This window comes from Streptomyces sp. NPDC087310, from assembly GCF_044744405.1.
Lineage (GTDB): Bacteria > Actinomycetota > Actinomycetes > Streptomycetales > Streptomycetaceae > Streptomyces.
On record NZ_JBIUYF010000004.1, the window covers coordinates 623,009 to 636,362 of the forward strand.

Annotated in this window: 13 protein-coding genes; all 13 read left to right on the plus strand. The window is 69.3% G+C overall.

Going from position 1 to position 13,354, the window contains the following annotated elements:
* Positions 1-132 precede the first annotated feature (132 nt).
* The 13 genes from ACIO3P_RS17995 (at position 133) to ACIO3P_RS18055 (ending at position 13,338) form a co-directional block, all read left to right on the plus strand.
* Complete coding sequence (locus ACIO3P_RS17995; protein ID WP_401851778.1) at positions 133-1,122, plus strand: sugar kinase; 990 nt, start codon at positions 133-135, stop codon at positions 1,120-1,122.
* Positions 1,119-1,886, plus strand: coding sequence for an IclR family transcriptional regulator (locus tag ACIO3P_RS18000; RefSeq protein WP_401851547.1), 768 nt, complete (start codon positions 1,119-1,121; stop codon positions 1,884-1,886). The genes ACIO3P_RS17995 and ACIO3P_RS18000 overlap by 4 nt, the downstream gene beginning before the upstream one ends.
* On the plus strand, positions 1,883-2,311 hold the full coding sequence (locus tag ACIO3P_RS18005; RefSeq protein ID WP_401851544.1) for a RidA family protein: 429 nt from the start codon (positions 1,883-1,885) through the stop codon (positions 2,309-2,311). Before ACIO3P_RS18000 ends, ACIO3P_RS18005 begins: the two co-directional genes overlap by 4 nt.
* 178 nt (positions 2,312-2,489) lie before the next feature.
* Positions 2,490-3,965, plus strand: coding sequence for a GntP family permease (locus ACIO3P_RS18010; RefSeq protein ID WP_401851541.1), 1,476 nt, complete (start codon positions 2,490-2,492; stop codon positions 3,963-3,965).
* Positions 3,966-4,181: 216 nt separating this feature from the next.
* Positions 4,182-5,549, plus strand: coding sequence for an Nramp family divalent metal transporter (locus tag ACIO3P_RS18015; RefSeq protein WP_401851538.1), 1,368 nt, complete (start codon positions 4,182-4,184; stop codon positions 5,547-5,549).
* A gap of 501 nt (positions 5,550-6,050) precedes the next feature.
* Positions 6,051-6,950 (plus strand): hypothetical protein, encoded by a 900-nt coding sequence (locus tag ACIO3P_RS18020; RefSeq protein ID WP_401851535.1) that lies wholly within the window; start codon positions 6,051-6,053, stop codon positions 6,948-6,950.
* A 267-nt stretch (positions 6,951-7,217) separates the two neighbouring features.
* The gene (gene cpaB, locus ACIO3P_RS18025) at positions 7,218-7,922 is read left to right on the plus strand and encodes a Flp pilus assembly protein CpaB (RefSeq protein WP_329829004.1); all 705 of its coding nucleotides are present in this window, start codon (positions 7,218-7,220) and stop codon (positions 7,920-7,922) included.
* A gap of 7 nt (positions 7,923-7,929) precedes the next feature.
* Positions 7,930-9,222 carry an AAA family ATPase gene (locus ACIO3P_RS18030; RefSeq protein ID WP_329829005.1) on the plus strand — a complete coding sequence of 431 codons (1,293 nt, stop codon included), beginning with the start codon at positions 7,930-7,932 and terminating at the stop codon, positions 9,220-9,222.
* Between the two features lie 2 nt (positions 9,223-9,224).
* Positions 9,225-9,701: a TadE/TadG family type IV pilus assembly protein gene (locus ACIO3P_RS18035; protein ID WP_401851533.1), complete on the plus strand. Its 477-nt coding sequence runs from the start codon at positions 9,225-9,227 to the stop codon at positions 9,699-9,701.
* Positions 9,702-9,705: 4 nt separating this feature from the next.
* A complete protein-coding gene (locus ACIO3P_RS18040; RefSeq protein WP_329829007.1) occupies positions 9,706-10,095 on the plus strand; it encodes a TadE/TadG family type IV pilus assembly protein in 390 nt (129 codons plus the stop codon).
* 57 nt (positions 10,096-10,152) lie between these two features.
* Positions 10,153-11,490: a CpaF family protein gene (locus ACIO3P_RS18045; RefSeq protein WP_401851530.1), complete on the plus strand. Its 1,338-nt coding sequence runs from the start codon at positions 10,153-10,155 to the stop codon at positions 11,488-11,490.
* Positions 11,491-11,500: 10 nt separating this feature from the next.
* Positions 11,501-12,439, plus strand: coding sequence for a type II secretion system F family protein (locus ACIO3P_RS18050; RefSeq protein WP_401851528.1), 939 nt, complete (start codon positions 11,501-11,503; stop codon positions 12,437-12,439).
* Positions 12,440-12,453: 14 nt separating this feature from the next.
* Positions 12,454-13,338: a DUF5936 domain-containing protein gene (locus tag ACIO3P_RS18055; RefSeq protein ID WP_329829011.1), complete on the plus strand. Its 885-nt coding sequence runs from the start codon at positions 12,454-12,456 to the stop codon at positions 13,336-13,338.
* Positions 13,339-13,354 lie beyond the last annotated feature (16 nt).

Here is a 13,354-nt window from a genome sequence, read left to right on the forward strand (position 1 = left end):
CCCGCACCTGTCGACCTCTCTCGACACTCCCGACCCACGAGGAGCCCCAGCGTGACCGGAACCGCGAGCGGAACCGTAGCCGCGGACCGCGCCGTCACCCCGAGCGTGGACGCTGTCTGCCTCGGCGAGTCCATGGTCACCTTCCTGCCCACGCGCCCCGGCCGGCTCGCGGACGTCCCCTCGTACGACCGGACGATCGGCGGCGCCGAGTCCAACGTCGCCTGCGCACTCGCGGGCGCGGGACACAGCGTGAAATGGGTCAGCAGCGTCGGCGCCGACGGCTTCGGCGACCACCTGGTCGAGGCGATCGGCGCGTACGGCGTGGACACCTCCGGCGTCCGCAGGGACCCGGACCGGCCGACCGGGATCTACTTCCGTACGGCCACGGACCGCGCCACCGACGTCCACGAGGTCGCCTACTACCGGGCGGGCTCCGCCGCCTCCGCGCTGGCCCCGGGCACCCTGCCGTACGAGGACCTGTGGGCCGGGCGCGTCCTGCACCTCTCCGGCATCACCCCCGCGCTCTCGGACGGCTGCCTCGCCCTCACCAGGGAACTCACCCGCCGCGCACCCGGCCGCCCCCTCCTCTCCTTCGACATCAACCACCGCCCCGGCCTGTGGCGCGACACGGACGGCGCCCGGGTGCTCCTCGACCTGGCGCGCGGCGCCGACCTCGTCCTCGTCGGGGAGGACGAGGCCGCCGAAGCCTGGGACCTGCACGGCGCGGACGCGATCCGGGCGGCGCTGCCCGAGCCGCGGACGCTGGTGGTCAAGCGCGGCAGCGAGGGCGCGACGGCGTACACGCGTACGCGTACCGGGTCCGGGGACACCGTCACCACCGTCCCCGCGCTGCGCGTCGACGTCGTGGCCCCCGTCGGCGCCGGAGACGCCTTCGCCGCCGGCTTCCTCTCCGCCACCCTGCGCGGACTGCCCGTCGCCGCCCGGCTGCGCCACGGCCACCTCATGGCCGCCGCCGCCCTCACCGTCGCCGGCGACCTCGCCACGCCGCCCGCCCGGGACCACGCCGACCGCCTCGCCGCACTGGACGACAGCGCCTGGGGCACACTGCGTCTCGGACCGGGCTGGACGGGCGCGGGCGAGCCGGAGGTACGTACCGCATGAGCCAGACCGTCGACCGCGCGCTGAGCATCCTCCCGCTGCTCGCCCAGGGCCCCGCCGACCTCGGGCAGGTCGCGGAGCGGCTCAGCGTCCACAAGTCCACCGCGCTCCGGCTGCTCCGTACGCTCCACGAGCACGGACTCGTCCACCGCCAGCAGGACCAGCGCTACCGCCTCGGCGCCCGGCTCTTCGCGCTCGCCCAGGAAGCCGTCGAGAACCTGGACGTGCGCGAGATCGCCCACCCCCATCTCGCCGCGCTCAACGAACAGTGCGGCCACACCGTCCATCTCGCCGTGCGCGAGGAGGGCGACGTCCTCTACATCGACAAGGTCGAGAGCCGCTACCCGGTCCGGATGTACTCGCGGATCGGCAGACCGGTCGCGATCACCGTCGCCGCCGTCGCCAAGCTGCTCCTCGCCGACCTTCCCGAAGCCGAGCGCCGCGCCGTCGCGGAACGCCTCGACTACCCCGCGTACACGCCCCGTTCGACGACCGACGCGGCCGCCTTCCTCAAGGAACTGGCGACCGTACGCGAACAGGGGTGGGCCACCGACCTCGGTGGCCACGAGGAGTCCATCAACTGCGTCGCCGCCCCGATCAGGGGCACGGACGGCCGGGTCGTCGCCGCGATGTCGGTCTCCGCGCCGAACGTCGTCGTCGGCGCCGACGAACTCCTCGCCCTGCTCCCGCTGGTGCGCCGTACCGCCGACGCGATCAGCCGGGAGTACTCCGGCACCGCCCCCCACCCAGACAAGGAAGCCCGATGACCGAGCAGACCGCCCCCACAGGCAAGACCGCGCTGACGCCCGCCACGCACACCATCCCGCCGGCGCGGTTCTCGCACGGCGTCCGCAAGGGCAACATCCTTCAGGTCGCGGGCCAGGTCGGCTTCCTCCCGGCCGTCGAGGGGCAGCCGCCGACGCCGGCCGGTCCGACCCTGCGCGAGCAGACGCTCCAGACCCTCGACAACGTCAAGTCGATCCTGGAGGAGGGCGGCGCGAGCTGGGACGACGCGATGATGGTGCGCGTCTACCTCACGGACGTCGACCACTTCGCCGAGATGAACGAGATCTACAACACCTACTTCGAGGCGCAGGGGCTGACGCAGCCGCCCGCCGCCCGGACGACGGTCTACGTCGGGCTGCCCGCCGGCCTCCTCGTCGAGATCGACGCGCTCGCCGTCCTGGGCTGAGCCCGCCGCCTTCCGCCCTTCCCCTTTCTCCGCTTCCCCGCACACCGCACCCGTACAGCACTCGCACTAAGCACTCGCCCACAGCACTCGCACACAGCACAGGTACACAGCACAGGTACAGCACTCGCCGCTCCGCGATCCTCCATGTCCTGCCCCGACCAGAGGTCCAGAGGTCCCCATGCTGCTCGCCGCTGACGCGCCCGTCCCCGCCACCCCACCCCACACGGGTGGTCTGCTGCTCCTCATCGGCGGAACCGCCGGTCTGCTGACCGTCGCCGCCCTCGGTATCGCCCTGCTCCTCGTCCTGATCATCAAGGTGAGACTCCAGCCCTTCGTGGCGCTGCTCGGTGTCTCCATAGCCGTCGGCCTCGCCGCCGGACTCTCCGTCACCGAACTCTTCGGCACGGTCCAGAAGTCCGCCGCCGTATCGATGATCGAATCGGGGATGGGCGGCATCCTCGGCCATGTCGCGATCATCATCGGACTCGGCACGATGCTCGGCGCCATCCTCGAAGTCTCCGGCGGCGCCGAGGTGTTGAGCACCCGGCTGCTCCGGCTCTTCGGCGAGAAGCGCGCCCCGCTCGCCATGGGCGTCACCGGGGTCGTCTTCGGCATCCCCGTCTTCTTCGACGTCGGCATCTTCGTCCTGGCGCCGATCGTGTACGCCGCCGCCAAGCGCTCCGGCAAATCGATCCTGCTGTACGCGATGCCGCTGCTCGCCGGGCTCTCCATGACGCACGCGTTCCTGCCGCCGCACCCCGGGCCCGTCGCCGCCGCCGGGCTCTTCGAGGTCGACCTGGGCTGGGTCATCCTGATGGGCACCATTGTCGGGATCCCGGCCGTACTCGCCGCGTGGGCCTACGCCGCGTGGATCGGCAACCGCCTCTTCGTCGACGTACCGCAGGACATGGTCGAGGCGGCGGAGGAGGCCAAGGCCGCCGTCGCCGCCGAACAGCGCGCCTCGGGCGTCACCCCGCGGGAGACCCCCGTCGCGCTCGGCACGGTCCTCGCCATCATCGGCACCCCGCTGATCCTGATCCTGCTCGCGACCTTCTCGTCCATCGCGTTCGACCCCTCGACGCTCCGCTCCGTCATCGAGTTCTTCGGCCACCCCTTCGTGGCGCTGACGATCGCGCTGCTGCTCGCCTACTACCTGTTGGGCATCCGGCGCGGCTGGTCGCGCGGCTCCCTGGAGACGGTCTCCACCGCCTCCCTCAAGCCCGTGGGCAACATCCTGCTGGTGGTCGGCGCGGGCGGGGTCTTCGGCGCCGTCCTCAAGGGCAGCGGCATCGCGGACGCGCTCGCCGACACCTTCAACGACGTGGGCCTGCCGGTCATCGTGCTGGCCTGGCTGATCTCGGTCGTGCTGCGCGTCGCGCAGGGCTCGGCGACGGTCGCGATCGTCACCACGGCGGGCATCGTCGTCCCGCTGGTCGAGGGCCAGGGGCTCTCGCAGGCGCACCTCGCCCTGATCATCATGTCGATCTCGGCGGGCTCGATCTTCGCGTCGCACGTCAACGACGGGGGGTTCTGGATGGTCGCGAAGTACTTCGGGATATCGGAGCGCGACACCCTCAAGTCCTGGACGGTACTGGAGACGGTGCTGTCGGTGGCGGGGTTCGTGGTGGCGGCGCTGCTGAGCCTGGTGATCTGAGCAGGCGTACCCGCACCTCCCGCGCCCCGCCCTCCGCGTACACGCATCTCCCGCGTCCCGCCCTCGCGTACCCACATCTACCGCGCCCCGCCCTCCCCGCCCTCCCCTCCCTCCGCGACCACCGAACCCTCACCGCAGGCCCTCTTGCGCGATGATCGTCATCCCGCTTTGGTGACTTGGGTCACGTAACGAGACGAGCGGGAGGCGATGATACGTATGGCAGGAACAACGGAGACCGGCATGGGTGGCGCCGGCACGGACGATGCCGGCACCACCACCTCCCGGCCCCGCAGGTCGAGTTGGACCTACATCGGCCCCGGAATCGTGGTCGCCGCGACCGGCGTCGGCGCGGGCGACCTGGTGGCCACGCTCATCGCGGGCAGCAAGTTCGGCTACACCCTGCTGTGGGCGGCGGTCATCGGCTGCGTCGTCAAGATCTCCCTCGCCGAGGCGGCGGGCCGCTGGCATCTCGCCACCGGACGCACCCTCTTCGACGGCTGGCGCAGCCTCGGCCGGTGGACCACCGGATACTTCGCCGTGTACGTCGTGATCTGGGGCTTCGTCTACGGGGCGACGGCCATGTCCTCCAGCGCGCTCCCGATCGTCGCGCTCTTCCCGGACGGTCCCGGGCTCAAGACCTGGGCGGTCATCACCGGTCTGATCGGCCTGGTCTTCGTCTGGTTCAACCAGTACGCCGTCTTCGAGAAGGTCATGACGGTCCTGATCGGCATCATGTTCGTGGTGGTCATGTACGTCGCGATCCGCGTCGCGCCCGACCTCGGCGACGCCTTCGCCGGGCTCGCCCCGGTCCTGCCGGACGGCTCGCTGCTCTACACGCTCGGGCTGATCGGCGGGGTGGGCGGCACGATCACCATGGCGGCGTACGGGTACTGGGTCAACGCCAAGGGATGGACCAACTCCACCTGGATGAAGGTGATGCGGCTCGACAACCGGGTCGCGTACATCACCACGGGGCTCTTCGTCGTCGCGATGCTGGTCGTCGGCGCCGAACTGCTGCACTCCTCCCACATCGCGCTCACCTCCGGCGACCGGGGCCTGATCGATCTCGGCACGATCCTGGAGGACCGGTTCGGCCCGGCCACCGCCAAGCTCTTCCTGGTCGGCTTCTTCGCCACGTCGTTCTCGTCGCTCATCGGGGTGTGGCACGGCGTGAGCCTGATGTTCGCGGACTTCGTGGAGCGCGTCCGCGCGGACCGCGCGGACCGCGCGGCGGCGTCCGGCGCCCCCGGGGCTTCCGGGGCTTCCGGGGCCGGGGCGGCGGTCGAGGAGGTCGCGTCCGGCGAGCGGGAGCGCTCGCTGCCGTTCCGCGCCTATCTGCTGTGGCTGACCTTCCCGCCGATCTCGCTGCTCTTCCTCGACGAGCCCTTCGGCCTGGTCGTGGTCTACGGCGTGCTCGGCGCCTTCTTCATGCCGTTCCTCGCGCTCACCCTGATCTGGCTGCTCAACTCCTCCCGTACCCCCGCGGAGTGGCGCAACGGGATCCTGAGCAATGTGATGCTGGCGGCGGGAGGGCTGCTGTTCATCGTGCTGTGCGTCCAGCAGGTACGGGACATTCCCTGGTAGGCCCGTTCCCCGGGAGGCCGGGGGCGAGAGGCGGGCGTCGGCGCGTTCGGCGCCCGCCTTGCTGCCCGGTCGCGCCCGAGTGGCACCTGAACCGTGCCCGCGGCGAAGATCGAAGCGATTGCTCTTGCCGAGTCCCTGTTCGCCAGGCGTAAAGTTGGTTCAGGCCAATGGAGTTGTGGCGGTGAGCGCGGGCGGCGGGTCGTTCGTCCACGCGGTGAAACGTTAACGACGTTGAAATTTCGGCAAAGTGAACTTGTTTCGTTTTCACATTCGAGTGGAGGCGGTGGCGGATGTGACGCACACGGAATCCCCACAGTTCACGCCCGGGGTCATGGTCGATATCGGCGCAGCGTTTTGTCCAATTCGGCTGCCTATCGACCCTTATGGCGTTCCGTCTGGTGAAAAGCTTGGTAGTCGCGGATTGGGCTGGATAAAGTGCCGACGCGGGTGTATTCAGCAGTAGGCGGCCCGCGGTTCCCGGCGGGCTCCGCCGGTTACTGGATGGAAACGGGGAATCAGCACGTGTCGACCGCAATCGCCGTCACCAGCGCCGATCTGGTGCTGCCGGCACAGGACCAGCAGACGCCCACCGCCGCGGCGTTCAAGCCCCCCGAGGCGCAGCCGTTCGAGGACGCCCTCACCGATATGCAGGTGCTGGTCGAGCAGTACGGCTACGTCGTCGCCGTCTATCCGTCCTCGATCCCGGCCGCGTACGAGCGCCGGCTGCACGCCGTGCGGTCCGTCTTGGAGACGGACCGTGTCGCGCTGCTCAGATCGGATCTCCCGCCGCTCGGGCTGGCCGTACTCGTACGCCAGTTGCGCCAGTTGTCCATATGCGACTTCAGCCCCGGCGTGGTCGCCTCGGCCGCCCGGCTGCTGTCCCACTACATCCACGCGGGCGCGCTGCTCGGCTCCGTGGCCAAACTCGACCGGGTCCCCGTCAGCCTCAAGGCACACGCCAGGTCCTGGGTGCCGGGCTCGCAGTTCGGTGTGGTCGCCGCCCCGCAGCCGCAGCTCATCAAGATCGGCTCCGGCGAACTGACCGGCCCCGACTTCGCCACCCAGCTCCTGGTCGCCCGCGGCCAGTCGCAGTCCGACTGGGTCGCCGAGACGCTCGCCCCGGCCTGGCAGGTCGCGGGGGTGTCCGAGGCCGAACTGCCCGCGGAGTCGGCGCGCTGGTGGGGAACCGGCAAACTGGTGGAATTCGCCGCGCACCTTCCGGACATCTCCGTGATGTACCAGTTGGTGGCATCCGTCCGGCGTGAGCGGTGTCATTGGTGCGGAATGGAGCTGATAGGAGACCGGTGTGGTTTCTGTTCCTCGCCGTTGCACACTCCCGAGAACCAATCTCAGCCAACCGGTGTCCTGAATGATGGGGTCCCCGTACGTCAGGAGCCGTAGTCGTGGAGCCGTGGACCGCCACGGAGCCGCAACGGAACCGGTACAGAGCCCCTGCAGACACCTGACACACAACAGGCGGACACTGCTGAGCAGTGGGCGGCAGTCAGCCCCTTCCCAGCGGCACCTGTCTCGTCCACCGCTCACACTCCTCGTCCACCGGCACACAACCGCCCCCACCCACAACCGCCCCCACCCACCTCCTCTCACAACCGCCCACCCGCTCCTGTCCGTTCCCCACCGACGTCCCCGATCGAGGTTGTACGGTTCATGAACTCCCGCCAGCGCCGTGGCGTCATACTTCTGCTCCTTTCCGTCCTTTGCGCCTTCGCCGCGTTCGTAGGTGTCCTTTCCGTGATCAGCGACGTGAATTCGAAGGTCGGCCCCGAAGTGGTCGCCTACCGGCTGAAGTCGGACGTGGCTCCCTACGAGGTCCTGCGGAATGACCAGTTCGAGAAGATCACCATGCCGAAGCGCTGGCTCTCCGACAATGCGGTCACCAACCTCTCCGAGGTCGGCGGCAAGGTGGCCATCACCCAACTGCGCAAGGGCTCGCTTCTCCAGAACGACATGATTGTCAAGCGTCCCGCGCTCCAGCCCGGAGAGCAGGAGATCGCCATCATGATCGATGCCGCCACGGGTGTGGCGGGCAAGATCACTCCGGGCGCCTCGGTCAATGTCTTCGCCACGTTCGCGGCCGAGAGCCAGGGCGCGGCGGCCCAGTCGAAGATCATCGTCTCCAACGCGAAGGTTCTGGACGTCGGCAAGCTGACGGCGCTGGAGCCCAGCAGGGAATCCAAGAACCAGACCACCGAAGCGGTTCCGATCACCTTCGCCCTCAAGACCCTCGACGCCCAGCGCATCGCGTACGCGGAGTCCTTCGCGCAGCACGTCCGCCTCGCGCTCGTCGCTCCCGGCAGTGACACCACGCTCCGTCCCGGCGAACGCACGTACGAGCTCGGCAAGGACAAGTGAGGAACTGATGTCCACGAGGATCATCCCGGCCGTCGGGGACGCCGACGCGGCCAGATCCATCACCACCCTGCTCAGCCAGCTCCCCGACGTGGAGCCGGCGCCGCCGGTGTCGGACTCGACGCAACTCATCGACCTGCTCGCCCGGCTCGCCGGCGAATCGCTCGACGAGCTGCCCGAAGTGGTGCTGGTGCACGAGCGGATCGGCCCGGTCCCGGCGCTGGAGCTGATCCGCGAGGTGGCGCTCCGCTTCCCGGCGGTCGGGGTGGTCCTCGTCACGGCCGACGCCAGTCCGGGCCTGTTCGCGGCAGCCATGGACTCGGGCGCCCGCGGCCTGGTCGCGATGCCCCTCAGTTACGAGGAGCTGGCCAACCGGCTCCAGGCCGCCGCCCAGTGGTCGGTCGGCGTGCGCCGCCACCTCGGCCACGGCGGCGACGTCTTCACGGGCCCCGGCGGCACCGTCGTCACGGTCACCGGGGCCAAGGGCGGGGTGGGCGCGACCCTCGTCTCGATCCAGCTCGCCCTGGCCGCCCAGGCATCCGGCAGGACGGTGGCCATGGTCGACATGGACCTCCAGGCCGGCGATGTGGCCTCGTACCTCGACGTCCAGTTCCGCCGGTCGATAGTCGACCTGGCCGCCATCACGGACATCTCGCCCCGCGTCCTGTCCGACGCGGTCTTCAGCCACGGCAGCGGCCTGGCCCTGCTCCTCGCCCCCGGCGAGGGCGAACGCGGCGAAGAGGTCACCGACCGCGCGGTCCGCCAGATCATCAGCGCGCTCCGCTCCCGGTACGAGGTGGTCGTCGTCGACTGCGGTACGCAGATGACGGGCGCCAACGCCGCCGCCGTGGAAATGGCCGACACCGCGCTCCTGATCACCACACCGGACGTCATCGCGGTACGGGCGGCGAAGCGCATCGTACGGCTGTGGGACCGGCTCCAGATCCGCAAGGCGGAGGAGACCACCACGGTCGTCAACCGCTACAGCCGCGCCACGGAGATCCAGCCGGCCCTGATCCAGAAGATCACCGGCACCCGGCTGGCGAACTCCGCGGTCCCCGCCAACTTCAAGGAACTCCAGAGCGTGGTGGACGCGGGCCGGCTGCACGAACTGGAGAGCAAGAGCGTCGTCAAACAGGCGCTGTGGGGGCTGGCCGGCGAACTCGGCCTGGTGAAGATCCCCGAAGGCACCGAAAAGAACGCCAAGTTCCGCAACGACCGAGGAGCCATCGGCACCCGCCGCCGCAGGGGCGGCGGAGGCGGATCGGGCTCCGGCTCCGGATCCACAGAGGGGAATGGCTGACCATGCGTCTTTCGGGGGAACGAACGGGTCGGCGGAGGCAGACGTACGGCCCGGACGGGGCCGGCTCCACCCTCCCCGTCCGGGCGAGTCTCGCGCGCCGCTGGACGCCCGGCCGTGACCGTGACCGGGGGCAGACGGCGATCGAGTTCGTGGGCGTCACGCCGCTGATCATCCTGCTCCTGGTGGCGCTCTGGCAGTGCGCGCTGATCGGCTACACGTTCATCCTGGCGGGGAACGCGGCGGACGTCGGGGCGCGCACGGGCACCGGAGCCGCGAGGGGTGTGCAGCTGCAGGAGTGCCAACGCGCGGCCAAGGAGGATCTGCCGAGCGCTTGGGGCGGCGATGCGGGGGTCGTGTGCACCGAGGAGCCCGGCCTCTTCCGTGCCACGGTCACGCTCCACGTACCGGTTCTCATGCCCGGCGCACTGAACTTCCCGTTCAAGGTCGACGGCGATGCCGCGTCGGTCAAGGAGAGCTGAAGCCATGACAGAGCGCAAGGGCACCACCCGCCGCCGTCGCCGTGAATCCGGCCAGGTCGCCATCGAGTATCTGGGCTTCATACCGCTGCTGTTGCTCGTGGCGCTCCTCGCGATCCAGCTCGGAGTGGCGGCGTACACCGCGAACCAGGCGGGCACGGCGGCCCGTGCGGCGGCGCGGACGGCGAGCCAGGACGCGCTGGACCAGGAACTGCTTCCCGAAACGGCGGGTCGCCGAGCGATCAGCGAATGGCTGTCGGATGACCTCGACCTCGCACACAGCTCGGGCACCCGCGACATCACCTACACGGCCACGATCGAGGTTCCGTCCGTGGTTCCGGGCATGGAAGGTCTCTGGGGAGCGGCGAAGCGCAGCTCCACCATGCCTCTCGACTGAGCACCACCGGCCCGGCCGGCACCCCAGCAGGCCAGCATCACCAAGGAGTTACGCACCATGAGCCTGCGGGCACGGATCACCTCCCCCGAGGAGAACGGCGCGACGGGGGAAGACAGTCACCTCGTCGTCACCTACCGCGCCAAGCTGCTGGAAGAGATCGACCTCGCCGAGATGTCCGCCCTGGCGGCCGCCGACCGGCGCACCCGGCTGGAGCGTGTCCTCGGGCACATCATCAGCCGCGAGGGCCCGGTGCTCTCCACCGTCGAGCGCGCCCAGCTCATCCGCCGGGTCGTCGACGAGGCCCTGGGCCTCGGCATCCTGGAGCCTCTTCTGGAGGACGCCTCGATCACGGAAATCATGGTGAACGGGCCCGACCAGATCTTCGTCGAGCGCGGCGGCCGGGTGGAACAGCTCCCGATGCGGTTCGGCTCGCACGACCAGCTCATGCAGACCATCGAGCGCATCGTCTCCACCGTCAACCGGCGCGTCGACGAGTCCAACCCGATGGTCGACGCCCGTCTGCCGTCCGGTGAGCGCGTCAACGTCATCATCCCGCCGCTCTCCCTGACCGGCGCCACGCTCACCATCCGCCGGTTCCCCCGTGCCTTCACCCTGAACGAGATGCTCAACTTCGGCTCGCTGGACGAGCAGATGGTCCTTCTGCTGTCGGGGCTCGTCCAGGCGAAGTTCAACATCATCGTCTCGGGCGCCACCGGCACCGGTAAGACGACCCTGCTCAACGCGCTCTCCGGGCTGATCCCCGAGGGCGAGCGCATCATCACCATCGAGGACTCCGCCGAACTCCAGCTCCAGCAGGCCCATGTCATCCGGCTGGAGTCCCGCCCGGCCAACGTCGAGGGCAAGGGACACATCAGCATCCGCGACCTCGTCCGTAACTCCCTTCGTATGCGCCCCGACCGTATCGTCGTCGGTGAGGTCCGAGGCGGCGAATCCCTCGACATGCTCCAGGCGATGTCCACCGGTCACGACGGATCCCTCGCCACGGTCCACGCCAACAACGCGGAGGACGCGCTGATGCGTCTCCAGACCCTGGCGTCGATGTCCGAGATCAAGATCCCCTTCGAGGCGCTGCACGACCAGATCAACAGCGCCGTCGACGTGATCGTGCAGCTCACCCGGCACGCCGACGGTTCCCGCCGGATCACCGAGATCGCGGTGCTCGACTCGCACGGCAGGGACGCGTACCGCATCGTCAGCGCCGTCCGCTTCAAGGCGCGTCCCATGGACGCCGATGGACGGATCCACGGCACCTTCGAGTACTTCCCGCTTCCGCGACGCGTGGCCGAGCGTCTCTACATGGCCAACCAGCCCATTCCCCAGGCCTTCGGAGTCGCCGCGTCCGAAGAACAGCTCCTCACCCGAGAGGCCAAGTAGGTAGCCCGTCATGAACAATCTCGTTCTGCCCACGATCGGCGTCACTCTGCTGTGCTGCCTGTTCGGCGTCATGGGCGTGCACGCCTACGCGGCGGGCAAGTCCCAGCGCCAGGCGCTTGTCGACCGGCTCTCCACCACCGGCCAGATACCGATCGTCGGCCGTCACCGCAGGTTCAACGGGTTGGACCGCAGGCTCCGCAAGACGAAGATCGGCAAGAGGCTCGAACTCAAACTGGCGTCGACCGGTCTCGACCTCACCCCGGGCGAGTACTTCGTCTACATGCTTGCCGCGGTGGTCGCGCTCTGGCTGATCGCTTCGTCCATCCTGGCCTCGTTCTTCGGCCCGCTGGCCGGACTCACGGCGCTGTGGGGTGCCAACGCCTTCCTCAACTGGCAGCGCGCCAAGCGGACCGAGCGCTTCATCAACCAGCTTCCCGAGCTCTCCCGCATCCTCGCCAATGCCACTCAGGCCGGACTCGCCCTGCGCACCTCCATCGCCATGGCCGCCGATGAACTGGAGGCACCTGCGGGTGAGGAACTGGGCCGGGTCGCCCGGCGGCTGGCGGTGGGAGAGTCGCTGGACAACGCGCTCGGCGAGCTGTCCGAGCGGCTGCCCTCCCGTGAACTGGTCGTCCTGGTGACCACGCTGGTGCTCTCCAACCGGGCCGGCGGTACGGTCGTCAGCTCGCTGCGCAACCTCACGGAGACGCTGGAGGAGCGCAAGGAGACCCGTCGCGAGGTCAAGACCCAGCTCTCGCAGGTGACGGTGACCGCGTACGCGGTCCCGGGCTTCGGCTTCGCCGCGTTGCTTCTGCTGAACGCGGTGATGCCGGGAGCCCTCGACCGTATGACCAGTGCGCTCATCGGACAGGTCGCCGTCATTGCCGCGCTGATTCTTTACGCCATCGGATTCATTGTGATCCGCCGCCTGTCCCGTATCGACATCTGAGGGGAGAGGCAGACATGGAACTGCTGCTCGCGCTCGTGATCGGCCTCGGTGTGTACGGTGCCATCCACGGCATCCGTATGTACCGGGCCGACGCCAAACTGCCCGGTGACCTCGCCATCGCCCTGGAGGTCGGTTCCACCCGTACCAGCGCCGTCGGCTCCGGCATCGACCGGCTCGGTATGCGCTGGGCCCCCGCCGTACTGCGGATGATGGGACCCAAGCAGGTCAACAAGAAGCGCCGCCAGATCGACCTGGCCGGCAACCCGGGCGGTCTGACCATCGACCGTTACGCGGCCCGGCGCGCCGTTTACGGTGCCCTGGGCTTCGCCGGCGCCTTCTCGATGATCATCCGAGGTCAGGTCTTCCTGTCCGTCGTGATGATCGCCTTCGGTCTCTTCTGGATCGAGGCGGGCATCTGGTCCGCCATCCGTGTCCGCAGGGACCACATCGAGCGCACCCTGCCCGACTTCCTAGACGTCCTCGCGGTCGTCGTCAGCGCCGGCCTCGGATTCCGGCAGGCGCTCGACCGGGTGTCCGAGAAGTACGCGGGCCCCTGGTCCGACGAACTGCGTATCACCCTGCGCCAGATGGACATGGGGGTCAGCCGCCGTCAGGCGTTCGAGGAGCTGCGCAAGCGCAACGACTCCGAGCAGGTCGCGATGTTCGTCACCGCGCTCCAGCAGGGCGAGGAACTGGGCGCGCCGATCGTCGACACACTGATCGCCATCGCCAACGACATGCGCCGTACGGACGCCCAGAACGCGCGGCGCAAGGCGGCCAAGGCCGTCCCCAAGGCGACCTTCGCGGTCACCTCGTTCCTGCTGCCCGGCACGCTGCTGCTGCTGACCGTCGGCTTCGTGTACGGGGCGAACGTGGACTTCAGCTTCCTGGGTGGCTGACATGACGTACATCACG

Excerpts from the sequence above, each read along its gene's own strand:
- ACIO3P_RS18040 (WP_329829007.1), top strand. The coding sequence starts at position 9,706 with ATGACAGAGCGCAAGGGCACCACCCGCCGCCGTCGCCGTGAATCCGGC.
- ACIO3P_RS18030 (WP_329829005.1), top strand. The coding sequence starts at position 7,930 with ATGTCCACGAGGATCATCCCGGCCGTCGGGGACGCCGACGCGGCCAGA.
- ACIO3P_RS18005 (WP_401851544.1), top strand. The coding sequence starts at position 1,883 with ATGACCGAGCAGACCGCCCCCACAGGCAAGACCGCGCTGACGCCCGCC.
- ACIO3P_RS18015 (WP_401851538.1), top strand. The coding sequence starts at position 4,182 with ATGGCAGGAACAACGGAGACCGGCATGGGTGGCGCCGGCACGGACGAT.
- ACIO3P_RS17995 (WP_401851778.1), top strand. The coding sequence starts at position 133 with ATGGTCACCTTCCTGCCCACGCGCCCCGGCCGGCTCGCGGACGTCCCC.
- ACIO3P_RS18055 (WP_329829011.1), top strand. The coding sequence starts at position 12,454 with ATGGAACTGCTGCTCGCGCTCGTGATCGGCCTCGGTGTGTACGGTGCC.
- ACIO3P_RS18010 (WP_401851541.1), top strand. The coding sequence starts at position 2,490 with ATGCTGCTCGCCGCTGACGCGCCCGTCCCCGCCACCCCACCCCACACG.
- cpaB (WP_329829004.1), top strand. The coding sequence starts at position 7,218 with ATGAACTCCCGCCAGCGCCGTGGCGTCATACTTCTGCTCCTTTCCGTC.
- ACIO3P_RS18050 (WP_401851528.1), top strand. The coding sequence starts at position 11,501 with ATGAACAATCTCGTTCTGCCCACGATCGGCGTCACTCTGCTGTGCTGC.
- ACIO3P_RS18035 (WP_401851533.1), top strand. The coding sequence starts at position 9,225 with ATGCGTCTTTCGGGGGAACGAACGGGTCGGCGGAGGCAGACGTACGGC.
- ACIO3P_RS18000 (WP_401851547.1), top strand. The coding sequence starts at position 1,119 with ATGAGCCAGACCGTCGACCGCGCGCTGAGCATCCTCCCGCTGCTCGCC.
- ACIO3P_RS18045 (WP_401851530.1), top strand. The coding sequence starts at position 10,153 with ATGAGCCTGCGGGCACGGATCACCTCCCCCGAGGAGAACGGCGCGACG.
- ACIO3P_RS18020 (WP_401851535.1), top strand. The coding sequence starts at position 6,051 with ATGGAAACGGGGAATCAGCACGTGTCGACCGCAATCGCCGTCACCAGC.